This is a genomic window from Streptomyces sp. NPDC051684, from assembly GCF_044453445.1.
Classification (GTDB): Bacteria; Actinomycetota; Actinomycetes; order Streptomycetales; family Streptomycetaceae; genus Streptomyces.
Genome location: NZ_JBITCS010000008.1, coordinates 238,017 through 262,302, shown reverse-complemented (window position 1 = coordinate 262,302; position 24,286 = coordinate 238,017). Strand labels below are relative to the sequence as shown.

At 71.7% G+C, this 24,286-nt stretch carries 20 protein-coding genes and 2 pseudogenes; 10 read left to right on the top strand and 12 right to left on the bottom strand.

Features of this window, described 5'->3' with window-relative positions:
- Positions 1-95: 95 nt before the first annotated feature.
- The 5 genes from ACIA8D_RS13050 to ACIA8D_RS13030 all read right to left on the bottom strand — a co-directional run bounded on the left by ACIA8D_RS13050 (position 96) and on the right by ACIA8D_RS13030 (position 7,614).
- Entirely contained in the window at positions 96-4,043 is a 3,948-nt protein-coding gene (locus ACIA8D_RS13050; protein WP_399231493.1) for a lipopolysaccharide biosynthesis protein, read from the bottom strand.
- On the bottom strand, positions 4,036-4,848 hold the full coding sequence (locus ACIA8D_RS13045) for a polysaccharide deacetylase family protein (protein ID WP_399231523.1): 813 nt from the start codon (positions 4,846-4,848) through the stop codon (positions 4,036-4,038). Before ACIA8D_RS13045 ends, ACIA8D_RS13050 begins: the two co-directional genes overlap by 8 nt.
- Before the next feature lie 44 nt (positions 4,849-4,892).
- Positions 4,893-5,885: a glycosyltransferase family 2 protein gene (locus ACIA8D_RS13040; protein ID WP_399231492.1), complete on the bottom strand. Its 993-nt coding sequence runs from the start codon at positions 5,883-5,885 to the stop codon at positions 4,893-4,895.
- Between the two features lie 92 nt (positions 5,886-5,977).
- On the bottom strand, positions 5,978-6,808 hold the full coding sequence (locus tag ACIA8D_RS13035; protein ID WP_399231489.1) for a glycosyltransferase family 2 protein: 831 nt from the start codon (positions 6,806-6,808) through the stop codon (positions 5,978-5,980).
- 395 nt (positions 6,809-7,203) lie between these two features.
- The gene (locus ACIA8D_RS13030; RefSeq protein WP_399231488.1) at positions 7,204-7,614 is read right to left on the bottom strand and encodes a hypothetical protein; all 411 of its coding nucleotides are present in this window, start codon (positions 7,612-7,614) and stop codon (positions 7,204-7,206) included.
- Positions 7,615-7,838: 224 nt separating this feature from the next.
- On the opposite strand from ACIA8D_RS13030, the gene ACIA8D_RS13025 reads away from it, so the two are divergent.
- Positions 7,839-8,648 (top strand): SGNH/GDSL hydrolase family protein, encoded by an 810-nt coding sequence (locus tag ACIA8D_RS13025; protein WP_399231486.1) that lies wholly within the window; start codon positions 7,839-7,841, stop codon positions 8,646-8,648.
- A 22-nt stretch (positions 8,649-8,670) separates the two neighbouring features.
- Here ACIA8D_RS13025 and ACIA8D_RS13020 read toward each other — a convergent pair whose 3' ends face one another.
- Entirely contained in the window at positions 8,671-10,365 is a 1,695-nt protein-coding gene (locus tag ACIA8D_RS13020; protein ID WP_399231484.1) for a serine/threonine-protein kinase, read from the bottom strand.
- Positions 10,366-10,414: 49 nt separating this feature from the next.
- Positions 10,415-10,651 carry a hypothetical protein gene (locus ACIA8D_RS13015; protein WP_399231482.1) on the bottom strand — a complete coding sequence of 79 codons (237 nt, stop codon included), beginning with the start codon at positions 10,649-10,651 and terminating at the stop codon, positions 10,415-10,417.
- Between ACIA8D_RS13015 and ACIA8D_RS13010 the strand changes: the two are divergent.
- The 4 genes and pseudogenes from ACIA8D_RS13010 to ACIA8D_RS12995 form a co-directional block, all read left to right on the top strand.
- Positions 10,651-10,941, top strand: a pseudogene (locus tag ACIA8D_RS13010) (sigma-70 family RNA polymerase sigma factor); the annotation flags it as partial. The gene ACIA8D_RS13015 and the pseudogene ACIA8D_RS13010 overlap by 1 nt on opposite strands.
- A pseudogene (locus tag ACIA8D_RS13005) lies at positions 10,938-11,608 on the top strand (anti-sigma factor domain-containing protein). The pseudogenes ACIA8D_RS13010 and ACIA8D_RS13005, both read left to right, overlap by 4 nt.
- A gap of 126 nt (positions 11,609-11,734) precedes the next feature.
- Entirely contained in the window at positions 11,735-12,004 is a 270-nt protein-coding gene (locus ACIA8D_RS13000; RefSeq protein ID WP_399231480.1) for a hypothetical protein, read from the top strand.
- Between the two features lie 272 nt (positions 12,005-12,276).
- Positions 12,277-14,016, top strand: coding sequence for an amidohydrolase (locus tag ACIA8D_RS12995; RefSeq protein WP_399231478.1), 1,740 nt, complete (start codon positions 12,277-12,279; stop codon positions 14,014-14,016).
- A gap of 15 nt (positions 14,017-14,031) precedes the next feature.
- Here the strand turns inward: ACIA8D_RS12995 and ACIA8D_RS12990 are convergent, their stop codons facing one another.
- Positions 14,032-14,817: an ABC transporter permease gene (locus tag ACIA8D_RS12990; RefSeq protein ID WP_399231477.1), complete on the bottom strand. Its 786-nt coding sequence runs from the start codon at positions 14,815-14,817 to the stop codon at positions 14,032-14,034.
- Positions 14,814-15,791 carry an ATP-binding cassette domain-containing protein gene (locus ACIA8D_RS12985; RefSeq protein WP_399231474.1) on the bottom strand — a complete coding sequence of 326 codons (978 nt, stop codon included), beginning with the start codon at positions 15,789-15,791 and terminating at the stop codon, positions 14,814-14,816. Before ACIA8D_RS12985 ends, ACIA8D_RS12990 begins: the two co-directional genes overlap by 4 nt.
- A 63-nt stretch (positions 15,792-15,854) precedes the next feature.
- Between ACIA8D_RS12985 and ACIA8D_RS12980 the strand changes: the two genes are divergently transcribed.
- Positions 15,855-16,565 (top strand): TetR/AcrR family transcriptional regulator, encoded by a 711-nt coding sequence (locus tag ACIA8D_RS12980; protein ID WP_399231472.1) that lies wholly within the window; start codon positions 15,855-15,857, stop codon positions 16,563-16,565.
- A gap of 48 nt (positions 16,566-16,613) precedes the next feature.
- Here the strand turns inward: ACIA8D_RS12980 and ACIA8D_RS12975 are convergent, their stop codons facing one another.
- From ACIA8D_RS12975 to hmgA, 3 genes are all read right to left on the bottom strand, one after another.
- Positions 16,614-17,816: a type ISP restriction/modification enzyme gene (locus tag ACIA8D_RS12975; protein WP_399231470.1), complete on the bottom strand. Its 1,203-nt coding sequence runs from the start codon at positions 17,814-17,816 to the stop codon at positions 16,614-16,616.
- A gap of 217 nt (positions 17,817-18,033) precedes the next feature.
- The gene (locus ACIA8D_RS12970; RefSeq protein ID WP_399231468.1) at positions 18,034-18,783 is read right to left on the bottom strand and encodes a GntR family transcriptional regulator; all 750 of its coding nucleotides are present in this window, start codon (positions 18,781-18,783) and stop codon (positions 18,034-18,036) included.
- Positions 18,784-18,836: 53 nt separating this feature from the next.
- A complete protein-coding gene (gene hmgA, locus ACIA8D_RS12965; RefSeq protein WP_399231467.1) occupies positions 18,837-20,174 on the bottom strand; it encodes a homogentisate 1,2-dioxygenase in 1,338 nt (445 codons plus the stop codon).
- 176 nt (positions 20,175-20,350) lie between these two features.
- Here hmgA and ACIA8D_RS12960 point away from each other — a divergent pair, with 176 nt between their 5' ends.
- The 4 genes from ACIA8D_RS12960 (at position 20,351) to ACIA8D_RS12945 (ending at position 24,275) form a co-directional block, all read left to right on the top strand.
- Positions 20,351-20,836: a hypothetical protein gene (locus ACIA8D_RS12960; RefSeq protein ID WP_399231465.1), complete on the top strand. Its 486-nt coding sequence runs from the start codon at positions 20,351-20,353 to the stop codon at positions 20,834-20,836.
- Positions 20,837-20,846: 10 nt separating this feature from the next.
- On the top strand, positions 20,847-21,458 hold the full coding sequence (locus ACIA8D_RS12955; RefSeq protein WP_399231463.1) for a TetR family transcriptional regulator: 612 nt from the start codon (positions 20,847-20,849) through the stop codon (positions 21,456-21,458).
- Between the two features lie 156 nt (positions 21,459-21,614).
- Positions 21,615-23,018: a CitMHS family transporter gene (locus tag ACIA8D_RS12950; protein ID WP_399231461.1), complete on the top strand. Its 1,404-nt coding sequence runs from the start codon at positions 21,615-21,617 to the stop codon at positions 23,016-23,018.
- Positions 23,019-23,060: 42 nt separating this feature from the next.
- Positions 23,061-24,275, top strand: coding sequence for an MFS transporter (locus tag ACIA8D_RS12945; RefSeq protein ID WP_399231460.1), 1,215 nt, complete (start codon positions 23,061-23,063; stop codon positions 24,273-24,275).
- Positions 24,276-24,286 lie beyond the last annotated feature (11 nt).

Genomic DNA, 24,286 nt, shown 5'->3' with positions numbered 1-24,286 from the left:
GCGGCGACGGCGTTGCGGGCGCGGGGCTCTGCCCCGGACCCCGCTGCTCAATCGCCGCAGGGGCTTGATTTGCTGCACCGGCTTGACGGAGTGGCTCAGTTGAGTCCCATCGTGATGAAGCGTTGGATCAGGGACGCGAGGACCACCGCGAGCAGTGGCAGTGAGAACCAGAACGTGCTTTGCAGCCAACGGAGTTGACGCACGCTCGGCCGCAGCGCGACCCGCACCACCTCGCGCGCCGTGAGCAGCAGGATCAGGGCGACCGCCGCGAGTGCGCCCACCAGGGACCACGGCGTCCAGGTGATCTGCGGCCCGATCGGCCCCGGATCGGCCTTGGCGACCGGGCCCGTGGGCTCCTTGCGCAGCTGGTACATGGTCACGTCCGCGTTGACGTAGACCTTCTTCAGCTCCTCGCGCCGGTCCAGGTTCTCGACGAGGCGCGTGGGCCAGGCCTTGGAGTAGCCGACGTCCATCTGGAGATACACGACCTGGCTCTTGTTGAGCATCAGGTACGAGTTGGGCCCCGCGTCCTTGAGCGCCTTGACCAGGCCCCCGACCAGCACCGGGTCGACGGGCGCGAGCGTCGGGACGTAGTTGACCTTCTCCATGTCGCGGACGCCCCACGGCAGCGCGGGCGTGACGTTGTTGACCGTGTCGTTGCTCATCCACAGCAGCCGCACGGTCGGATCGTCGTGCGCGTAGACGTAGTCCATCGCCGCGACCTCGCCGGGCCGGATCCGCTCGAAGGGCTCGTTGCCCCAGCGGGCCACCAGGAACCCGCCCATGAGCACCAGGCCCGCCATGAGCGCGGCCAGCGGGGCGAGGCTGATGCGGTCCTTGTCGCGTTCCTTCGCCGTGGCGCCGGTGCGCGGGAAGAGCGCGAGCCCCGCGAGGAGCGCGACACCGGGCAGGGCGAACATGAAGACCCGCAGCGCCATCTCGCCGCCGTAGGACTGCATGCCGAAGCCCAGGAACGGGACGAAGGCCAGCACGATCAGCGAGCGCTCGCGGTACTTCCAGTCGCGGCGGCGCCACCAGCCGTAGCAGGCGAAGGCCAGCACGGCGCCGGCGAGCAGTACGCGCGTGTAGAGGACGAGCTTGTGGGACGAACTGCCGTCCTGGATACGGCCGGAGACCGAGGACGTGACGTTGCCGCCGACGCCGCCGACCCCGCCGAACAGCTCGTTGAAGTGCCCCGACCAGTACGGCTCGGCGAGGAAGCCCAGCCAGACGACGACGATGACGCCGAACAGCAGTGGCAGGCCGCGCAGTTCGGACCTGCCGACGAGGACGAGGACCGCGAGGACGCCCAGCATCACGAACGGGGTCAGCTGGTGCGCCGGGACCGTCGCGGCGAACAGGGCGATCAGGACGACGAGCAGCACCGCGCGCTGGCGTCGGTCGGTCGGCGCGACCTCGGTCTCGCCGGGGCGCCGCTTCCCCCACAGCATGCGGGGCGCCCGGAAGTAGACCAGCAGGATCGCCACGAAGACCAGATAGAGGAGGTACGTGAAGCCTTGCGGCGAGAAGTAGTCCTGGCCCACCCAGCCGCTCAGGACGAAGATCCAGACGCCGGACCACTTGGCCCGCCAGCTCGCCCGTACCGAGCGCAGCAGCAGGAACATGGGTGCCAGGTAGAGGAGTTGGATGACCGTCGGCCACCAGCGGATGAGCTCGGTCAGGTCGTGGACGCCGCAGGCCTTCGCGAGGAACGCGGCTGCGGCGAAGAAGCCCGGCCAGCTCCAGCGGGCGTCGAGGTCGGGGACCGCGGAGCCGGTGCGGTCGATGTAGTCCATGAAGCCCAGGTGCTGCCAGGCCGTCGCGAACCGCGGATCCGCCTCGATGACGGCGGGCAGCGCGTGCAGCGACACGACGGTCGCGAGCAGGGTCAGCATCAGCAGCCGCTTGTGCGGGCGTTCGAGCCACAGCAGCGAGGCGAAGACGCCGATGAGCAGGGCGGCCCCGAGCAGTGTCACGGGCGAAAGGACCGAGATCAGTCCGAGCCCGCCCATCCGGTCCAGATCGGCCTCGCCCATCCCGAGGACGGGCCCCCAGTAGAGTCCGACGGCCGCCACGAGCAGCAGTGCGAGGACGACGACGCTGGGGGTGAGCCGGGCGCGACGGCCGGGCACCGCGGGGCCGGCCGGGTGCGCGGGGTCGGCCGGGTCCGGCTCGGGCTGCGCGCTCGGTCCGGTGCTGGTGCCAGGGTCGACGGGGTCAGGATCGAGATCGAGATCGAGGTCGGATGCGGGTCCGGGGCCGGATCCGCGACCGGTGTCGGTGTCGGGTTCGGGCTCGAAGGCCAGGTCGACGGCCTCCGGGTACGGGTCGGGACGAAGGGCCGAGTCGTCCTCCCCGTGGATGTCGCTCGACGCCTGCGAGGCGGAGGCGGAGGGGGACGCGGACGCAGGGTCCGGTGGCTTGGTCGCCCACCCGGGCACGTGGGTCCCGGCCGACGGTGTCACGGGGCCCGGGCGGACGTCGGGGCGGCGCTCCTGGTGGTCCAGGTTCAGCTGCACCGCGAGCTTCAGCGTGTCCGAGTCCATCGCGTCGCGCAGCGCCCACTTGGGTCCTTCCTCCTTGCCGGTCTGTGCCTTCGGCGTGCCCAGGTCGGCCAGGTCGCCGTCGGGCGGCGCGTCCACGGGCGCCGACTCGGCGGGCGCGGCGCGCACCACACGCCACAGCTTCGGCGCGGCGATCGCCACGATCACGGCGAGCGAGGAGATCTCGGCGACGCCCGCGCCGGTGAGCCCCATCCGGGGCAGGAGCAGCAGGGTCAGGCCGAGCACGAGCACGCACAGCAGGCCCTGGAGCCAGGCGAGGCCGGAGGTGCGGCTCTGCGCGCGCAGCACCGCGAAGTACGTCTCCATGACGACCCGCAGCGCCGCCCCGACCGCGAACCAGCGCAGCAGTGGGGTCGCCGCGTCCGAGTAGTCCTGCCCGAACACGTGCAGCACGTACGGGGCGAGGAGGAAGAGCAGGCCGCAGATCGGGAGCATGATGCGGGCCATGCGGCGCAGCGCCGCCCGGGTGTTCGCCGCGAGCTGCGCCGGGTCGTGCGAGCCCTCCACGGTCAGCGAGGCGCCCATGTTGATGGCCAGCAGGTTGACCGTGCCGCCGATCGTGGTCGTGATGTAGAAGTACGCGTTGTCCGCCGAGCTGACCTGCGAGGCGATGAGCACCGGCACCAGGTAGACGACGGCGAGCGAGAACAGCGAGCCGGTGTAGTCGCCGGCGAGGAACCGGCCCATCTCGCGCAGCGACGGCGGTTCGGTCTTGCCGTCCGTGGCCTCGATGTGCCGCGGCACGAGCCGCCGGAACACGAGCAGGCCGAGCGGGATCACCGAGAACGCGATCGCGACGACCCACGAGACGAACACCCCGGTCGTCGCGAGCGCCGTCGCGAACGCGACGAGCAGCCCCAGCTTCACCAGCGAGAACACCGTGTTGCCCACCGGCACCCACAGCGCACTGCGCAGCCCGGTCAGTACCCCGTCCTGCAGCGTGAGCAGCGACCAGGCGATGACGGCCGCGATGAAGCCCAGGCCGTGCAGCGTCCCGTGCAGGAACCGGTAGGAGGGCCCCCACACGTCGAGCGTGAGCAGGAAGATGAGCGCGGCGAACGCGACGGCCGCCGAACTCCCCGCGTACGTACGGAAGATGAGCCGACCCGTGGCGCGCCCGGCGATCGGAATGAAGCGGGCGAGCGCGCCGGTCAGGGTCACGGCGGTGAGCCCCGCGAGGAACTTCATCGCCGCGATCGCCGCCGAGCCCTGCCCGACCGCGTCCGCCGTGTAGTAGTGCGCGGCGGCCAGCCAGAAGCCGACGCCGAGGACGCCGGAGATGCCGGTGTTCAGCATCAGCGCATAGGCGTTCCGGAACAGCTGGCTCCCGCCCCCCGAACCGCCCATGCCGTCTTCTGTGCCCTTCTTGCCGCGCCGTATGCCGGGCAGCCTGAGCCGGCGGCCGGCAGCGGCCGGGGAACCGGCGTCGGTCGTGGTGGCCGGGTCGGCCTTGGCGCGGGTGGTCGTCGTGTCAGACACGGGTGCTCGGGCCCTTCTGGCGGATCTGGCCGGGCAGCAGGGCGGCCGCCCTCCGGCGGACCTGCCGGGCCCTGCGGACCACGGCGTAGCCCTTGGTGAGGGTGCGGTCCCCGGCGAACGTGCGGCCGATGGCGCGGCCGTCGACGAGCCGCTCGAACTCGGTGACACCGGTCGAGCGGCGCACGGTGACCCGGCGCAGCGCGTAAGGGCCCTGGCGGCGCGCGGCGAGCGCGTTGCCGACGGCCAGCGACTGGGTGAAGTGGGCCGCGCGCACCGCCTGGCGCACCCGCCGGTCGGAGTGGCCGTACGGGTACGCGAAGGAGACCGGCGCCCGGCCGAGCTCGCCGGTGACGATCTCCCGGCAGCGCAGCAGCTCGAACTCCAGGTCCGCGTCGTCGAGTTGGTCGAGCTGCGGATGTGTGTGGCTGTGCCCGCCGATCTCCACACGCTGTCCGGCGAGCGCCCGCACCTGGTTCCAGTCGAGCATCGTGTCGAGCCCGCCCCCGGTGTCGTACGCGCCGCGCAGCCACCCCGTCGAGACGAACAGGGTGGCCGCGAAGCCGTGCTTGGCGAGGCTGGGGAGGGCGTGCGTGTGGACGCCCTCGTAGCCGTCGTCGAAGGTGATCAGGACGGGCCGGTCCGGGAGCGCCCGGCCGCCGCCGCGCCAGATCCCGGCGAGCTCGGCGGTGGTCAGCGGGGTGCAGCCGCGGTCGGCGAGCAGTTCCATCTGCTCGGCGAACTGGCTGGGGGAGACCGACAGTTGACGCGTCCGCGTGTTCGGCTCCGAGGACACGGCGTGGTACATGAGGATCGGCACGGGCCCGCCGTCGGACCGTGGCTGCTGCGTGCTCACGCCGCCGCCTCCGTTCTCCCGACATCCTTCGCGGGCGCGTCGATCTCCGCCACGGTGAACGTCGCGCCCGCGCCGCGTGCCCGCCAGCTGCCGAGCGCGTAGCCCCCGGCCGCCGTCAGTACCCCGGCCACGATCGCCCCGGCGCGGCCCGCCCCGCCGGCCCGGCCGAGCGCGAAGTCCCGTACGCCGCGCGCCGCTCCGGCCGGCAGCACCCGCGTCGAGTAGGCGCGTTCGGTCTCAAGTCCCTTGTAGGCGCCGACACTTCGGGCGACCAGTGCCTTGGAAAGGCCCTCGGCGTACGTGCGCGTACGGAAGTAGGCGAAGCGCTCACGCCCTGCCGGCACCCGGTGGTGGATGACGGCGCGGTCGTCGATCAGGAGCACCGCGTCCGGTCTCGCCCGCGTGATCCGGATGCACAGCTCCGTCTCCTCGCAGCCCAGCGGGCGCTTGTCGCCGTCCCGGCCGATGCCGGTCGCGAAGCCGCCCGCGATGTCGAAGGCGTCGCGCCGGAAGGAGGCGTTGCCGCCGAGCACGTTGCGGACCTCGACCTTGCCGCGCGGCAGGCCCTTGTACGAGCAGCCCACCACCCAGTCGAACTCCTCCGGGAACCACAGGGGCCTGCGCCCCGAGGCCCAGATCGGCTCGGTGCGCCCGCCGACCGCGAGGACGCGCGGGTCGGCGTAGCCGTCGGCGAACCAGTGCAGCCAGTCGCGCTCGGCGACGGCGTCGTCGTCGAGGAACGCGACGATCTCGCCGCGCGCGACGGCGATCCCCGTGTTGCGCCCTGCGGACAGACCGCGCGGCCCGGCGTTCGCCAGCACCGTGACGTCCCTCGCGGCCTGGAACTCCGCGGCGAGTCGCTCCCGCAGAGCCGGGTTGTGGTCGACGACGAGGAGCGTCTCCAGGGCGGCGTACGACTGTGCGCGCACGGAACCGACGGCGGCGAGGATGTCGCCCCAGCGCTCTTCGGTATAGACGCAGATGACCACCGAGAACGTTGTGGCACGCCGGGGCGCGCTCTCGGGGCTGTGCCCCGAACCCCGCTGCTCAATCGCCGCAGGGGCTTGAGGCCGGTGGCCCGTCAAGACTCCTCCCCCCGAACCAGGTTGAGCCGCGGCGTGGCCGGCCGCCGGCGAAGATCCCGCCGGTTGGAGCGCTCCCGCACGATGACCTTGAGCACGCGCAGCCCGTCCCGGACGGCCCGCAAGTTACTGGCCCCGTGTATCCGCAGGTACTCGTGGCTCGGTATCTCCTGGACCTTCAGGCCCGCCTTGACGACCCGGATGTTCATCAGGGTCTCCACCTCGAACCCGGTGCAGTCGAGCTCGATCTCCTCCAGGCAGTGCCGCCAGAACGCGTTGTACCCGTAGCAGAGGTCGGTGTAGCGGGCCCCGAACTTGGCGTTGACGGCCGAGCACAGCGCCCAGTTGCCGAGCTTGCGGATGGGTGTCATGTCGTCCGTGCCGCCGCCGTTGGCGAACCGCGAGCCCTTGGCGAAGTCGGCGCCCGAGACGAGCGCGGAGACGTAGGAGACGATCTCCTGGCCGTCGGCGGAGCCGTCCGCGTCGACCATGACGATGATGTCTCCGGTACAGGCCGTGAAGCCGGTGATCAGGGCATCCCCCTTGCCCTTTCCGCGCTGCGGTACGACCACGACTTCCGGCCACAATTCCCTGGCCACTTCCACGGTGTTGTCGGTGGAATTTCCGTCCACCAGAACGACCTCGTGGATCCAGTCGGGAAGGGTCTTGAAGACGTACGGAAGATTCTCCGCCTCGTTCATGGCCGGAATGACCACGCTGACCCGCGGCGCGATCGCCAGGTGCGTGGAGATGGCCCGGTAACGGGCGGGAATTCGGCCTTCCGGAGGTGTCCCCTCGGGTATCACCGGAGGCACAACGGAACTGCTCATGAGTCTGGTCCCTCTCGTCCGGTGGACCGCCCGCCCCCGGGCAGTCCGGCTTCGTGTCCGGTTCGAAAGGGGGGTTCTCACTGACGGCCGTGCCGGAAGAGCTCTCCGAGCGGGCCGGGTGAGCTGGCTGTACACACCGGTTTGTCGGACCGGTCGCGCGGCACGCGACCCGGCGACCCAGGACGCCGAAGCGAGCGGCTCACCGGAACGCGGCACCCCCCTGCCGCGCCCCGCCCCGGACCTTCGCGACCTCGGTCCCTCCCCTAGATCGCATTTCGTGCCGGTCCGATGCGGGTGGATGTACGACGGTATTGATGATTGAGACTGTATGGCAAGACCTGGAACGAGGCCTCACGTTTTTATTGTTTTGGCCATTCCCTTAACTTCCGTCCCCATTAGTGGATTTTCCCGATCCGCTTGCGGATCTCCGCGGCCGCGCCCCCACGCAGCCTCCGGACGATCCATTGCACAAGAAAAGCGGAAGCGCTGATCACCGCCACCGCGAGCACTCCGCCGGTCACCGACCAGCGGTGCACGGTGAGCATGCCCTGGGCGACCAGCATGACGACCGCGACCGCGCCGGCCACGGACGTCAGCGTCCGGGCCCACGGGTCGAGCCCGCGCAGGGCGGCCGCGAACGCGGAGCCGGGCGCGGCGAGCAGGAAGAAGAGCGCGAGCGGTGCGCGCAGCGGGGAATCGGCGTGCGAGAGCGCGAGCACGAGACCCGCGCCCGCCGCGACGACGCCCGCCCCCGCGAGCAGATGTGAGCCGTCCGATGACGACGGCTTGATGCCGATGGTCTGCATTGGCGACTTTGCCCCCCGAAGCGCCGGATGCCGGGCTTCAATGTGACGCAGTCCGCGGCCCGGCGTCAAGGTGTAGACGGGGCAACTCCGGTCCCGTGCGGTCCAGTTGGTGCGTGCTCTACGGGCGTAGCGCAGAGCGGGCGAGGGTATGTCATACCCCTGACATGAACCTGCAACAACGGTGGGCGGCAGAGACCCTGCTGATCCTGCTAAAGGGAGGTTCCATGAGATCTTTCCGGATTGCGGCCTACGTCTCCTCTCTCGCTCTTGCCGCGGTGGCAGCCCTGACCGGGGCGACGGCCGCGCAAGCCTCCGACTCCGCGGCCGCCACGGGCTATGTGGCGCTCGGCGACTCCTACTCCTCCGGTGTCGGCGCCGGCAGCTACGACTCCGGCAGCGGTGCCTGCAAGCGCTCCACGAAGGCGTACCCGGCCTTGTGGGCGGCGGCCCATTCACCCTCAAGCTTTAATTTCACCGCGTGCTCGGGCGCTCGTACGGGTGATGTCATCGCCAACCAGCTCGGTCCGCTCGGCGCGGGGACCGGGCTCGTGTCGATCTCCGTCGGCGGCAATGACGCGGGCTTCGCGGACGTCATGACGACCTGCGTCCTGTACTCCGAGTCCACCTGTATCAAACGCGTCAACGAGGCGCGGGCGTACGTCACTTCGACCCTTCCGAGCAAGCTCTCCGACGTCTACTCGGCCATCAGCACGAAGGCCCCCGCCGCCCGTGTGGTGGTCCTCGGCTACCCCCGCTTCTACAAGCTCAGCGGAACGTGCGTGGCCGGCCTCTCCGAGAACGAGCGCTCGGCCATCAACGGCGCCGCGGACCTCCTCAACTCGACCATCAAGCAGAACGCCGCGACCCGGGGCTTCGCCTTCGGCGACGTGACGAGCACGTTCACCGGGCACGAGATCTGCTCCGGCGCCTCCTGGCTGCACAGCGTCAACTGGTCGAACATCGGCGAGTCGTACCACCCCACGGCCGCCGGACAGTCGGGCGGCTACCTGCCCGTCTTCGCGTCCGCCGCGTAACGCGGATCCCGAGGCACGGCCCTCAGTACGTGGGCGAACCGGTGGTGGCCCCGCTCGTCGGGGTCACCACCTTGCATGTGGTCTCGTACGAGACGTAGTTGGACGTCGCCGCGACCGGGCTGCGCACCTCGACGCCGATCCGGTCGCGCAGCGTCCCGCCCTCCTCGTAGCGCGTCTGCGTGGTGGTGACCGTACGGGCCTTGTTCGCGGCGCCCTTGGGGACGTTCAGCGTCTTCCAGCCGGGGTCGGAGGCCTCGCCGTCCCGCACCACCCAGCGGTACTGCACGGAGGCGGGGACGCGGCCCACCGTGATCGTCGCGGAGAAGGCGGGCGCGGCCGCGGCCGGTGGCGGGCACGGGCCCGAGTAACTGCCGCGCACCGCGTGGACGCCGACCCGGACGGACTGCGCCGGAGTGGTCGTGTGGCCGCCGCTTCCGGAACCGCCGTTGCCACCGCCGCCGCCTCCATTGCCCGAGCCGCCGTCGCCCCCGTTGTTGTCGCCGGTCGTTCCGCCGCCCCCGCTGCCGCCGTTGTTTCCGCCACTGCCGCCGTTGTCGCCGCCCGTGCTGTTCCCGCCGTTCCCGCCGCCGGACGTGCCGCCGCCGTTGTTCGTGCTCCCGCCCGGGGTCGAGTCGCGGTTCATCAGGGCGTACGTGAGTCCTGCGATGGCGAGAAGGAGGACCACGATGCCCGCGATCATGGCCATCGAGGCGCGGCGCGGGTAGCGGGGGTCGGGCTCGGCCGTGACGGGCGTCGTGGCGGCCGTTCCCCCTGTGCCCGCCGTGCCCGTACCCGTCGGGACGGGCGTCGGGCGAGGCGTGGGGGACCGCATCGAGGTCACCGTCTGCTGCGACGCGAGCGGGGAGGCCTGCACCGGGCCCGCGCGCAGGGTGCCGCCCGAGCCGATGATGCGCAGGTCCCGCTCGGCGTCGGACACCGGGGTCCGCTCGGCCGGATCCTTGCGCAGCAGACCCTCGATCACGGGCGCCAGCGGACCCGCGTGCAGTGGCGGCGGCAACTCCTCGTCCACGATGGCCCGCAGTGTGCTGAGCGGGGTGTCCTGGCGGAACGGCGAGTGCCCCTCCACGGCCGCGTACAGCAGCACACCGAGCGACCACAGGTCCGACTCGGGTCCCGGGGTGCGTCCCAACGCCCGTTCAGGGGCCAGGAATTCGGGCGACCCGATGACCTCGCCCGTCATGGTGAGGGCCTGCGTCCCCTCGACCATGGCGATGCCGAAGTCCGTGAGCACGACTCTGCCGTCGTTCGACAGCAGGACGTTGGCGGGCTTCACGTCGCGGTGCAGCACGCCCACGCCGTGGGCGGCGCGCAGCGCGGCGAGCACCTCGGCGCCGATGTGCGCCGCGCGCGCCGGGGGCATCGGGCCCTCCGCGTCCAGCTGCTCGGCGAGGGAGACGCCGCGGACCAACTCCATGACGACCCACGGCCGTTGTTCGTCGGTGGCCACGTCGTACACCGTCACGACGTTGCGGTGCGTGACCCGCGCGGACGCCCACGCCTCCCGCTCCAGACGCGTGTACATGCGCTGCACCTCGGCGTCCGGGAGCCCGGCGGGCGCGCGCACCTCCTTCACGGCGACCTCGCGCCCGAGCACCTCGTCGCGGGCCCGCCACACGGTGCCCATGCCGCCTTCACCGAGGGGGTCGAGCAGCCGGTACCGTCCGGCGACCACACGCTCAACCACGGGCGCCCCCATTCGTGGGAAGACAAGCAAGCGCGGCACGACAAGTCTGAACAAAAGTAGCTCAACCGAGCGCCGTTGCCGCCCCCCTGAACACCAATCCGCAGCCGAGGGCCACGACGACGAAGGCGGAGCCGAACGGCACCGCGCGGCTCATCCCACGGCGTACGAGCCCGGTGAGCGGTCCGCTTCCGGGCTGCGGCAGATCGGTGGGCGCCTGTGCGATCCGGCCACCGACGCACACCACCGTGAAGCCGACGGCGGTGAGGGTGAGCGCGAGCCCGGCACCGTAGCCGAACACGAGCAGCAGGCCGAACCACGCCTTGCCGAGCGCGGAGGCGCCGACCAGGACGACGACGGCCGAGGGGCGAGGTCGCCGAGGAGGTCGAGACGAACCTGGACCGCGAGTGGGTGCGCCGCTGCCTCGATGGCCTCACCGAACTCCAGCGCCGCTCCGTGACCCTCGCCTACTACGAGGGCTACACCTACCGGGAGGTCGCCCAACGCCTCTCGGTCCCGCTCGGCACCGTCAAGACGCGGATGCGCGACGGTCTCACCCGGCTGCGCGCCTGCCTGGGGGACGCCGCATGAACCCGAGGACTCCGTTCACGCACCGGCCGCGCTCCCTCGTGGCGCCCTACGCCCTCGACCCCTGGCGGACCGCGAACGGGCCCGCTTCGAGCGGCACTTGAAGCGCTGCGACGCGTGCGCCGAGGAGGTCCGCTCGCTCACCGAGAGCTCCGTGCGGCTCGCCTGCTCGGCCGCCGTCGCCCCGCCCGCCGAACTGCGCGAGCGGGTCCTGACCGCCGTACGGCGTACCGAGCAGGTCGCGGTGGAGCCGCCGCCCCGCGTCGCACCACGCGCGCGTGGACTGCTGATTCCGCTCGGCGTGGCCACCGGGGCGGCCGCGCAGGAAGTGGCGCGGGTGCTCGCGGCGCCGGACGCCGGCGCCGCGCGCGCGGACGGCCTGAACGTGGTCGCCTCGGCGGAGCGGGGCAGCGCGGTGATCACTGTCACAGGTCTCGAGGCGCCGCCCCGCGGCCGGGTCCACCAGTTGTGGCTGATGGAGCCCTCGGACCCGCCCCGTTCCCTCGGTCTGCTGCCCGACGGCGGCTCCGACACGCCCGTGGTGGCCACCGGCTTGACTCCGGACGCTTCCTCACTCGCTGTCACAACCGAGCCGGACGGCGGCTCGGAACGGCCCACAGGAGCCCCACTTGTCCAACTCGCCCTGGATTCGGCCGGATTCGGAGAGTGATCGCTTTCGAACCGTCAACCCCCTTACGAGGGAGGTGAATACTGCGACCGGGATACACGAGTGTCGCGCTGGGGCGATAGGGTTAACCTGCCCGGGCCGGGTGCCCTCGTACGGGTGGGGAGTGACATGGAACAGATAACAGTGCGCAGCAGGCCGCGAGTGCCTGCGATCACCTGCGGGAACAGTGCGACCAGTTCGCGTCTCGACCGCCATCTCTCGGTGCTCGGCGGCCCTGCCGTCCCGCAGCGCGAGACGATGGAGGCGACGTCACTGATGCGCGAGCTGACCACGCGTGACACGGCGCACGAGCGCAGCGGCAGTCGCGCACGCGTGCGGAGGGTCTCCCTCTTCGCACCGCTGCGGCGGCTTCGCCGCTCGCTTTTCGGCGGCCACTAGAAAGCGGCCGACCCAGCAAGAGGCAAGGCCCGCATCGCGCCTCCGCGCCGTCCGGTGTACCGCCGCGCATCACAGCGACCGTCATCCCCACGGCACGCGGCGGACACTCCGGCAAGGAGGACGTTGCGGGCCTTTGTCGTGCCCCTATGTCCGTACGTCGCGTAACGCCCTTGTCACGCACGGATGTTGACGGGGCAACCTCCAGGGTTCAGTGTGGCGCGTGATCGTCGTTGGCAGTTACAGCTACACCCACCTCACCCCCGGAGGTTCGCGTGTGTGACCTGCACGACCACCACGAGCACGAGTTGCCCCAGGCCATGTCCGGGCCCCAGATCAGCAGACGCCGCATCATGCAGATGCTCGGCGCCGCCGGAGTGACCACCGCCGCGATGACCGCCCAGGCGGACCCGGCGATGGCCGCCGCCTCGGACGGCGCGGACGCGGCGCCCCTCGAGTACAAGGCCCCCGAGGGGCTCGCCGAGGACAGTCCGGCCAAGTCCGCCGCCCTCGGCTGGATCGGCGCCAACGCCTCCCGCATCACCGGCCTGAACGAGGAGATCTGGGAGCACGCCGAACTGTCGCTGCGCGAGTGGAACTCCTCGCTCGCCGAGGCAGGCTTTCTCGAACAGGCCGGATTCGACGTGAAGTTCGGCACGGCCGGCTTCCCGACCGCGTTCACCGCGACCTACTCGTACGGCAGCGGCGGTCCGGTACTCGGCTTCAGCGGCGAGTACGACGCGCTGCCCGGCCTCTCGCAGAACAAGGGCGTCGGACACCACGACCCGCGCGAGTACATCCACGACCCCTTCACCCCGAGCTACGGCCCCGGCCACGGCTGCGGGCACAGCGCCCTCGGCACCGCGGCGGCGGCCGCTGCCGCCGCCGTCGCCCAGGCCGCGAAGAAGCACAAGCTGCCCGTCACCGTGAAGTTCTTCGGCTCCACCGCCGAGGAGGCCCTGATCGGCAAGACGTACGCCGTCAGTAAGGGCGTGTACGAGGGGCTCGACGCCTTCCTCGACTGGCATCCCTCCACCGCCAACGCCACCGGCTGGGGCACCACGAACGCGATGACCGCCGTGACCTTCACCTTCCTCGGCGTGGCCGGGCACGGCGGCACCCCGCTCGGCAACAAGTCCGCGCTCGACGCCGCCGTGATGATGGCGACCATGTCGGAGTTCCTGCGCGAGGAGAACATGGCGCCGAGCGCCCGACTGCACTGGGTGATCAACAACGGCGGCGACATACCGAACGTCACACCCGAGATCGCCGAGATCAGCTACTACGTGCGCGAAGGCAGTACCGCCCGTGTCCAGGTGCTGCTCGACAAGGTGATCGCGATCTCCGAGGCCGCCGCCAAGGCCTCGCAGACGAAGGTGCAGCACCGCATCACGTCGGCCTGCTGGAACCAGCTGCCGTCCAAGTCCTTCGCGGAGCTGCTGCACGACAACATGCAGCAGATCGGACCGCCCAAGTTCAGTGCTGAAGCACACCAGTTGGCGAAGGGCCTCCAGAAGTCCCTGGGGCTTCCCGAGGCCGGCATGCACGACAAGGTCGCCGAGCTCAAGCCGCCGGACCCGGTGTTCCTCGGCGGTGGCTCGACCGACGTCGCTGACATCAGCTGGAACGTGCCGACCGTGTCGATGGGCGCCGCGCTCGCCCCGATCGGCGGCAAGTTCCACACCTGGTCCACGGCCGCCTGCGCGGCGGCGGCGCCCGGACAGGCCGCGGTGCTCGCCGCCGCGAAGTACCTGGCCGCCACCGCGATCGACCTGATCACCCAGCCGGAGCGGCTCAAGGCCATCAAGGACGAGTTCAAGGACCGCACGAAGGACGTCGAGTGGAAGACGGCGATCCCCGACGGCTATGAGCCGCCCATGTACGAGCCGCCGGAGTGGTTCCTGAAGAAGACCGGGCAGAAGTGGCCGCCCAGCAACATCACCTGGCCGCCGAAGCGGGTCGTGTCCCAGGAGAAGTTCTCCTCGCTCGGCCCGGCCCTGGAGCCGCAGAAGTAGCGACGGCGGGCGCGTTCACCGTCCGCCGCGCGCGCAGCGGCGGACGGCGAGCGGCACGCACAGCGCGAGCAGTACGGCGCACCACGCCAGCGAGCCCGCCACCGGGTGCGTCACGGGCCACGCGGCGCCGTGCGGCACCGGCGCGTTGCCGAAGAGGTCGCGGACGGCCGTGGCCACCGCGCTGATCGGGTTCCACTCGGCGAGGGTGCGCACCCACCCCGGCATCCCGTCGGTGGGGATGTACGCGTTGGACAGCAGCGGCAGCATGAAGGTCGCGCTGCCGAGCTGTCCCGCGGCCTCCTCGCTCTGCGAGGCGAGGCCGAGCAGGATCCCCACCCAGGTCGTCGCGGACCGGAAGAGCAGGAGCAGCCCGAAGGCGCCGAGCGCGCCCGGTAGACCGCCTTCGATCCGCCAGCCCATCGCGAGCCCCACGAGCACCAGTGGCACGAGCCCGGCCGCCGTCGTCAGCAGGTCGGCGACGGCCTGCCCGAGCGGCACCGCGGCCCGGCTCATCGGCAGCGTGCGGAAGCGGTCCATCACGCCCCGGTGCGCGTCCTGGGCGGCGCCGAACATCCCGTTCATGATCCCGCCCGCCGCGGTGGCGACGAGCATGCCCGGCACCAGGAACGCCCGGTAGTCCGAACCCGGCATGGCGAGCGCCGAACCGAAGACGTAGCCGAAGAACAGCAGGAACACGATCGGCATCGTCTGCGTCATGATCAGGATCGCCGGGGCGTGCCGGACGCGCTGGAGGTGCCGGCCGAGCATGGCCGTTCCGTCGTAGAGGACGGCGGTGCTCATGCGGCAACCTCCTGGGTCTCGTGGCCGGTGACGGTGAGGCGCAGGAACACCTCGTCGAGCGTGGGCGGGCGCAGCGTCGCGTCGAGCAACGGGACGCCGGAAGCGTCGAGTTCGCGCACGATGCGGGGGAGGGTGACGGTCGGGTCGAGGACGACGGCGCCCACGGTGCGGCGTTCGGTGTCCACCTGGGGGCGGGCCCCGGTGAGCTGGTCGAGGACCACGGCGGCCGCGTGCAGCGCCTGTTCGCCCGCGTCGTGGGCCACGACCACCTCCGCGTAGTGGCCGATCTGCGCCTTGAGCTCGGCGGGAGTGCCCGAGTGGGCGGCGCGGCCCCCGTCGATCAGCACGATGTCGTCGGCGAGCTGGTCGGCCTCCTCCAGGTACTGCGTGGTGAGGACGACGGTCGTGCCCTCGCGGGACAGCTCGCGCACGGCTTCCCAGATGCCGTTCCTGCTGTGCGGGTCGAGGCCGGTCGTCGGCTCGTCGAGGAAGAGCACGGCGGGCCGGGTGATCAGGCTCGCGGCCAGGTCGAGGCGGCGGCGCATGCCTCCGGAGTACGTACGGGCCGGGCGGTCGGCGGCGTTCGTCAGCTCGAAGCGTTCGATCAGCTCGTCGGCGCGGGAGCGGGCGCCCGGCGCGCGCAGCAGGCGGGCGAACAGGCGCAGGTTCTCGCGGCCCGTGAGGTCCCCGTCGACCGAGGCGTACTGGCCGGTGACGCCGATGCGGCGGCGTACTTCGTGCGGCTCTGCGGTGATGTCGTGCCCGGCGACACGCGCCGTGCCGGCGTCGGGGCGAAGGAGCGTCGTGAGCAGCCGGACCGCGGTCGTCTTGCCGGCCCCGTTCGGCCCGAGCAGACCGCACACCGTGCCCTCGCGGACCGCCAGATCCAGGCCGCGCACGGCGTGCACGGCCTTCGGCCCCTTGCCGAAGCGCTTCTCCAGACCCTCACTTAGTACGGCGTACGTAGAAGTCATGGCCCCACCGTAGCGCACTTCGTACGGTGTACGTAACTAGGATGGTGCGCGAGGTGATGATCAATGGCGGGCCGAGCGGCCGAACCCGAAGTGATCTGGGCGCGCCCCGAGCGGGCGGGGCGGGGGCCGAGGCCCGCGCACAGCAGGGCCGACATCGCGGCGACGGCGGTCCGCGTCGCCGACGCCGAGGGCATCGACGCGGTGTCCATGCGGAAGGTCGCCGCCGAGCTGGGCATGGGCACGATGTCGCTTTACAACTACGTGCCGCGCAAGGAGGACCTGTACGAGCTGATGGTCGACGCCGTCGGCGCCGAGTACGAGTACCCCGAGCCGAGCGGCGACTGGCGGGCGGACGTCCTCGGACTCGCCCGGCAGTCGCGGGCCGCGATGCACCGGCACCCGTGGCTGCCGGGCCTGATGTCACCGGTCTACGGGTTCAGTCCGAACGCGCTGGCGTACCTGGAGTACTGCCTGACCTGCCTCGACCCGCTCGATCTGCCGTACGGCACGAAGATGGAGCTGGTCGCGGCGGTGACCGGCGTGGTCACGACGTACGTGGCCAACGAGATCGCCACCGCCGAGCGGACCCGTTCCCTGCCGTGGAGCGCCGAGAAGGAGCAGGCGGTGCGCATCGCGTACCTGGGGGAGCAGGTGGCCTCGGGCCGGTACCCGCGGCTCGCGGCGTCGTTCGCCCAGGACGCGGGGCCGATCGACCTGGAGGCGGTGTTCGAGCGGGCGTTGCGGCGGACCCTTGAGGGGTTCGCGGCGGAGTGAGGGGGCCCGCCGGGGTCGGGAGTGCTTGCCGCCCCCGTCTCCCGGGCTTCACAGGATCGCGAACTGGCCGCCAGGGCCCTCTTCCTGGTGGTCGAGGACCGAAGCGGGGCGGCCGGCCGCGTCCGGCACCGGGAGCACGCCCACCCGTTCCAGATCCTTCGTGGTGAGAGGGTCCGCGAGCACGGCTTTGCGCAACTCTTCCTGTCGCGGGCCGAGTTCCGCGAGCAGCGTCAGGATCGTGACGAGTTCCAGGAGCTGCGAGGTCCACGGCTGCGGCCAGGTGGCCGGGCGCAGCGCCGCGAGCGTGCCGGGCTCGGCGGGCCCGGTGCGGCGCGCGAACCACTGCTCCAGGACCCGGACCCCGCTGACGTGGAAGTCCCAGGCCGCCGCGGGGACCGGGGAGACCCGCCCGTCGCCGATGAGCAGGGCCTCCTCCTCGCGGTCGTAGTGGATCTCCGTGGGGCGGGCCGGCAGCGGGGCGCGCACGTACGGGCGGCGGCCGCCCGGCAGCTTCGGGCGGTCGGTCTCCGTGCCGCGCCGCTCCAGCCACAGCATACGGCCGCCGAGTTCGACGCCGCGCGCCCACATGTCGGGGTCGTCCGGCAGTGGCACGCGGATGTCGCGGGAGCCGTCGCGGGCGCCCGCCGCCAGGATCCACGCGAACAGGTCGGCCGCCGTCACCTCCCGGTCGTACGCTCCGGACAGGTGAGTGAGCAGGCCCGGCGCGACGTTCGGCTCCGTGCCGCCGGGGCGGCGGTACAGCGGGCGAATGCGGCCGGGCCGGCCGGCGGGGGAGCGGCCCTCCGGGAGCACGGCGGACGCGAGCAGTGCGGGGCCGCCGGCGTCGGGCACGTACCCCTGCTCGACCAGGAACAGTTGCCGCTCGTCCGCGACGCGCCACAGCTCGGGCCGGGCCGCGTCGATCAGCCGCTGGTCCGGGATGAGCCACTGCTCGTCGAACGGGCCGTGCAGCAGGGGGACGGGGGCCGGGCAGGGGCCCTCCGCGTGCGCGAGCGGCTCGGTGCCGGTGCGTTGGCCGGGGAGCTGTGCGGCGGCGGTGTGCAGGGTGCGGGAGCGGGAGGGTTCGAGGAGCGCCGCCCGCTCGGCCTGCTCGGCCCGCACGAACGTGTCCCAACGGGCCTTCAGGGACGCGGTGTCCGGTGCGACGGGCCAGGCGCGGCCCGTGCGCAGGGGCGCGACGGACCAGGGCATGAGCTCCGCGAGGAGCGGGTCGTTCGTCACGACCGGCATGGTACGTCCCCCCTCTTGCGCGGCACCGGTGTTGCGGACTCGGGGCTCCGCCCCGGACCCCGCGCCTCAATCGCCGGCGGGGCTTGATCTGTCAATCCCCGCCGGCGACTGACAGATCAAGTCCCGCGGTGCTTGCCATTCAAGCCCCTGCGGCGATTGAGCAGCGGGGTCCGGGGCGGAGCCCCGTGACCGTGACGCCGTCGCCGCGACAGGGACCTCAATCCGCGTCCAACGTCACCGTGAACGAGAAGCGGTCCCCCCGGTAGTGGATGACCGCCACGTCCAGCACCCTGCCCTCCTCGTCGTACGTCACACCCGTGTAGTGCAGGATCGGGCTGAGCAGGGGGACTTCGAGCAGGCGGGCCGTCTCCGGGTCCGCGAGCCGCGCCTGCACCGAGTCCGTGATCCGGCTGATGCGCACGCCGACCACGTCCCGCAGCACCTTCGTCATCGGCCACCGCTCCAGGTCCGCGAGGTCGACGCGGGCGCCGAGGTCGGGCCGCAGGTAGTTGCGGGCGTGGTTGGTCGGCTCGCCGGTCTTCTCGTCGCTGCGCAGCCGGTGGTACGTGGGGACGGAACCGGCCCCCGGGAAGTGCTCGGCGAAGGCTAAGGGCACCGGCACCGTGTCGTGGTCGAGCAGCCGCGTCGTCATGCCGGACTGCTGCGCGACGATCGCGTCGACCGAGCCGAGCAGGCGCACCGGCGCGCCCCGCAGGGCATCGGGCTCGATGAACGTGCCGCGGCGCCGGTGCCGCGTGATGAGCCCCTCGTCCTCCAGTTCCTTGAGCGCCTGACGCATGGTGAGCACGGAGACCCCGTAGTGCCCCGCGAGTTGTTCCTCGGTGGGCAGGCGCAGCGGGTCCTGCGGCGATCTTCCGAGTATCGAGGCGCGCAGGGACTGCGACACCTGATACCAGAGCGGCAATTTGCGGTTCAGGACGATCGAGTCCGGGGCGAATGACGTCACGGGTTATCCGTACCGGTCGTGGGGGGCGTGGTGCAATGCGGCGACCACGGGGTCTATCCGTGGAAGTGGCGTTCCAGCCCCCGCCACACGTCGTCGTAGCCGCGCTGCAGATGCCCCGCCGTCGAGGCCTGCGGGGCGAGGGTGACGGGCCAGCGCGTCTCGAACATGAAGGCCAGGCCGTCGTCCACCTTCTGCGGCTTCAGCTCGGCGGCGCTCGCCTTGTCGAACGTGTCCCGGTCCGGCCCATGCGCGGACATCATGTTGTGCAGCGAGCCGCCGCCCGGCACGAAGCCCTCGGCCTTCGCGTCGTAGGCGCCCTCGATGAGCCCCATGTACTCGCTCATCACGTTCCGGTGGAAGTACGGCGGCCGGAACGTGTCCTCGCCCACCAGCCAGCGCGGCGCGAACACGACGAAGTCGACGCCCGCGAGGCCCGGGGTGTCGGACGGCGACGTGAGCACCGTGAAGATCGACGGGTCCGGGTGGTCGTAGGAGATGGTCCCGATGACGTTGAAGCGGCGCAGATCGTACACGTACGGGACGTGGTTGCCGTGCCAGGCGACGACGTCGAGCGGGGAGTGGTCGTACGTCGCCGTCCAGAGGTTTCCGCAGAACTTGTTGACGACCTCGACGGGGCCCTCGGTGTCCTCGTACGCGGCGACCGGCGCCCTGAAGTCCCGTGCGTTCGCGAGGCCGTTGGCGCCGATCGGGCCGAGGTCCGGCAGCCGGAACGGGGCGCCGTAGTTCTCGCACACGTACCCGCGCGCGGTCGGGCTCTGTCCGCCGTCGGACACAGCGTCGAGGAGCTCCACCCGGAAGCGGACACCGCGCGGGATCAGCGCGACCTCGCCCGGCTCGACGGCGAGCACCCCGAACTCCGTGCGCAGCAGCAGCCCGCCGCGCTCCGGGACGATCAGCAGCTCGCCGTCCGCGTCGCTGAACACCCGGTCGTTCATGGGGGAGTTGGCGTGGTAAAGGTGCACGGCCATGCCGGTGCGCTGCGTCGCGTCGCCGTTGCCGCCGAGCGTCCACAGACCGGCCAGCCAGTCCGTGCCGGGCGCCGGCTCCGGCAGCGGGTTCCAGCGGCGGCGGTTGGGATCGGGCACGGCCTCCGTGAACGGGGCCGTGCGCACCGCCCCGTTGTCCACCCGGGTGAACTCCGGGTGCGCCGCAGACGGGCGGATCCGGTACAGCCACGAGCGGCGGTTGTGGGCCCGCGGCTCGGTGAACGCGGTGCCGCTGAGCTGCTCCGCGTACAGGCCGAGCGGCGCGCGCTGCGGCGAGTTGCGCCCCTCGGGCAGGGCTCCCGGCACGGCCTGCGAACCGTGCTCGTTCCCGAAGCCGGAGAGGTAGGTCAGCCCCTCGGCAGTCTTGCGTACGTCCCCGCTCATCATCGCTCCCTGGTCAATGATTCCTATGCAACACCGTAGGATTCGCGGGGGTGCGGCGCAAGACACCACGGTCCTTCGGATGGCTGACGCGCGGCGGTACAGCGGCCGAGCGGAGGTCCGCGGCGTCCTCCCCGCGAGGGATCCGCCGACGCCAACGGTCCTCTACCGTCCGGAACATGCCCAGCTTCCCGTCGCTCCGTCCGGCCGCCGCGGCGCTGCTGACCTGTGCCCTGCTCGCGGGCGCCACCGGCTGCGGGGAGAGCGGCGACCGGCGGCCCGTCGGAGAGGTCCTCTCCCGCACCGACGGAGCCGGCCACCACTACCGCCGCATCCCCAAGGAGGGCGCGCCCGAGATCGGCCTGATCGTAAAGCCGCAGACGGGCCCCGCGGGCGGCTGGGAGGTCCGCATCTGGGTACGCCGCTTCCGCCTCAGCCCGCACGGCACCCCGGCCCGCGCAGTCGAGGGCCGCGGCTACGCCCGGCTCTACCTCGACGGCCGCTGTCTCGCCCGGCTGCGCACCGTCGACTACCGCCTCCCCGCCGGCCGCCTGCACCGCGGCACCCACCAGCTCACCGCCCGTCTCTACGCCGACGACGACACGGTGTGGGCCGTCGCGAACAAGCCCCTCCAGGCCACCGCGGACCTGACCGCGTCCCCGTAGGGTGGTTTGCATGGCCCACCCAACGTCCCTGCGCCGCAAGCCCGTTCAGCGGCGCAGCGCCGAGCGTCTGACCCGGATCCTCGACGCCTGCGCCGAACTCCTCGACGAGACGGGCTACGACGAGCTGAGCACCCGCGCCGTCGCGCACCGCGCCGAGGTCCCCATCGGCTCGGTCTACCGCTTCTTCGGCAACAAGCGGGCCCTGGTCGACGCGCTGGCGGAGCGCAACCTGGAGCGGTACGTGCGGCGGGTCACCGCGCGCCTCAGGGAGGTCCCGCAGGGCGACTGGCAGGCCGCCATGGACGCCGTGCTCGACGAGTACCTCGCGATGAAGCGCACGGCGCCGGGCTTCTCCCTGGTCGACTTCGGCACCCAGCTCCCCGTGGGCGCCCCGGACGCAGAGCCCAACCAACGCGTCGCCGACACCCTCACCGACCTCCTCGCCCCGCGCCTCGAGCGGACCCCCGACGCGGCCCTGCGCCGCGCGTTCCTGGTGGCCGTGGAGTCCGCCGACGCCCTGGTGCGGCTCGCCTTCCGGATCGACCCGGAGCGCGGCGACGCGGCGATCATCGCGGAGGTACGGGAGCTGCTGCGGGCGTACCTGGCGCGGGTGCTCGACTGAGGTCTCGGCGCGAGACGGCTGTGACCTGGAGTTTTGCGCTTATTGCTCGCGTGTCAATGTCTTGTTAACGCTTGTTCGGCCCCCCTAGCGTCTCGCTGGCTGCCTCCCCCACGGCGGCTGTTCGAAGGCGAACGTAGACGTGAGAGGGCCCTCCCCATGCTGACCATCCTCGGATTCGGGATGATCGCCACCTTCCTGGTGCTGATCATGATGAAGAAGGTGTCGCCCATCGCGGCGCTCGTGCTCATACCGGCGCTGTTCTGCGTCCTGGTGGGCCAGGGCGCCAAGCTGGGCGACTACGTGATCGCCGGCATCGGTGACCTGGCGCCCACCGCCGCCATGCTGATGTTCGCGATCGTCTACTTCGGCGTGATGATCGACGTCGGCCTCTTCGACCCGATCGTGCGCGGCATCCTGAAGTTCGCGAAGGCCGACCCCGTACGCATCGTCGTCGGAACGGCCGTGCTCGCCGCGATCGTCTCGCTCGACGGCGACGGCTCCACCACCTTCATGATCACCGTCTCGGCGATGTACCCGCTGTACAAGCGCCTGAAGATGAGCCTCGTCGTGATGACGGGTGTCGCCGCGACGGCCAACGGCGTGATGAACACGCTGCCGTGGGGCGGCCCGACGGCCCGCGCCGCCACCGCGCTGAAGGTGGACGCCAGCGACATCTTCGTGCCGATGATCCCGGCGCTCGGCGTCGGACTGCTCTTCGTCTTCGCGCTCTCGTACGTGCTCGGGCGCCGGGAGCGCAAGCGGCTCGGCCACCTCTCCCTGGACGAGGACGTCACGGTCACCGAGACCGTCGAGGAGAAGGTGCTCGTCGGCGCCGGCAGCGGCACCAAGGGCACGAACACCGGTGGCGGTGGCGGTTCCGCGCCCACCCCCTCGTACGAGAACGAGGAGGGCGAGACGTTCTCCGGGCTCGACCCGAACCGGGCCACCCTGCGCCCCAAGCTCTACTGGTTCAACGCGCTGCTCACCGTGGTGCTCCTGGCCTCCATGATCATGGAGCTGCTGCCGATCCCGGTCCTGTTCATGCTCGGCGCCGCGCTCGCGCTCTCGGTCAACTACCCGCACATGGCCGACCAGAAGGCCCGGATCGGCGCGCACGCCGAGAACGTCCTCAACGTCGCGGGCATGGTCTTCGCCGCCGCCGTCTTCACGGGTGTGCTGCAGGGCACCGGCATGGTCGACCACATGGCGAAGTGGGTCGTGGGCGGCATCCCCGACTGGATGGGCCCGCACATGGCGCTCGTGACGGGCGTGCTGTCCATCCCCTTCACGTACTTCATGTCCAACGACGGCTTCTACTTCGGCATCCTTCCGGTGCTCGCCGAGGCCGGACACGCGCACGGCGTCTCGACCCTCGAGATCGCCCGCGCCTCGCTCGCCGGACAGCCGCTGCACATGTCGAGCCCGCTGGTCCCGGCGGTCTACGTGCTCGTGGGCATGGCTAAGGTCGAGTTCGGCGACCACACCAAGTTCACCGTGAAATGGGCGGCGTTGACCGCGCTGGTCGTCCTCGGCGCCGGTCTGCTGTTCGGAATCGTGTGACCCGACCGATGAATCCCGAGAACCGATGAATCCCGTGACCTCATGAGCCGTGCCTGGCTGCTCCGCCTCGTCATCGCCTTCAGCTTCGCGCAGGGGGCGGTGTCGATGGCGCGGCCCGCGGTCTCCTACCGGGCCCTCGCGCTCGGCGCCGACGAGCGTGCCGTCGGCGTCATCGCGGGGGTCTACGCGCTGCTCCCGCTGTTCGCCGCCGTGCCGCTCGGCCGGCGCACGGACCACGGCAGGTGCGCGCCGCTGCTCCCGGTGGGCGTCGTCCTCATCGCGGGCGGGTGCGCGATGAGCGGACTCGCGAACTCCCTTGTGGGGATGGCTGCTTGGAGCGGTGTCATGGGGCTCGGGCATCTGTGCTTCGTCATCGGCGCCCAGTCGATCGTGGCCCGGCAGTCCGCGCCCGAGGACCAGGACCGCAACTTCGGCCACTTCACCATCGGCGCCTCCCTCGGCCAGCTTGTCGGGCCGATCGCCGCGGGTGCCCTGATCGACGGCCACGACATGGCGGCCACGAGCGCCCTCGCGCTCCTCGTGTCGGCGGGCGTCTGCGCACTGGCCGTGACCTCGCTGTGGCGCATCGAGTCCCGTCGTACGCGGACGGGTTCGCGCGCGAAGGAGGCCTCCAGGATCCCCGTGCACCGCATCCTGCGCACCCGCGGCGTGCCCGGCGGCATCTTCATCAGCCTCGCCGTCCTGTCGGCCACCGACATCCTCACGGCGTACCTGCCGGTGGTGGGCGAGCACCGGGGCATCGCGCCCTCCGTGGTCGGCGTGCTGCTCAGCCTGCGCGCGGGCGCGACGGTCGCCTGCCGCCTCGTCATGACCCCGCTCATCAACTGGCTGGGCAGGACCGCCCTGATCGCCACCACGTGCCTGCTCGCGGCGCTGCTGTGCGCGGGCATCGCGCTGCCCGTGCCGGTGTGGGCGCTCGGCGCGATGCTGGTCGTCCTCGGCTTCTGCCTCGGGGTGGGCCAGCCGCTCTCCATGACCACGGTCGTCCAGGCCGCCCCCGCCGAGGCCCGCTCCACCGCCCTGGCGCTCCGGCTGACCGGCAACCGTCTCGGCCAGGTCGCGGCCCCGGCGTCGGCGGGGCTGATCGCGGGCGTGGCGGGGACGGCGGCGCCGTTCGTGATGTTGGGCGGGCTGCTGTTCGTGGCGGCGGGGCTCGGGGCCAGGGGCGGCGCCACGCGGTCCCGAGGGCGGCGCCGAGCAGGGCAGAGCACGGGCGCCCCGGCTCCGTCGACGTGAGAAGGACCACC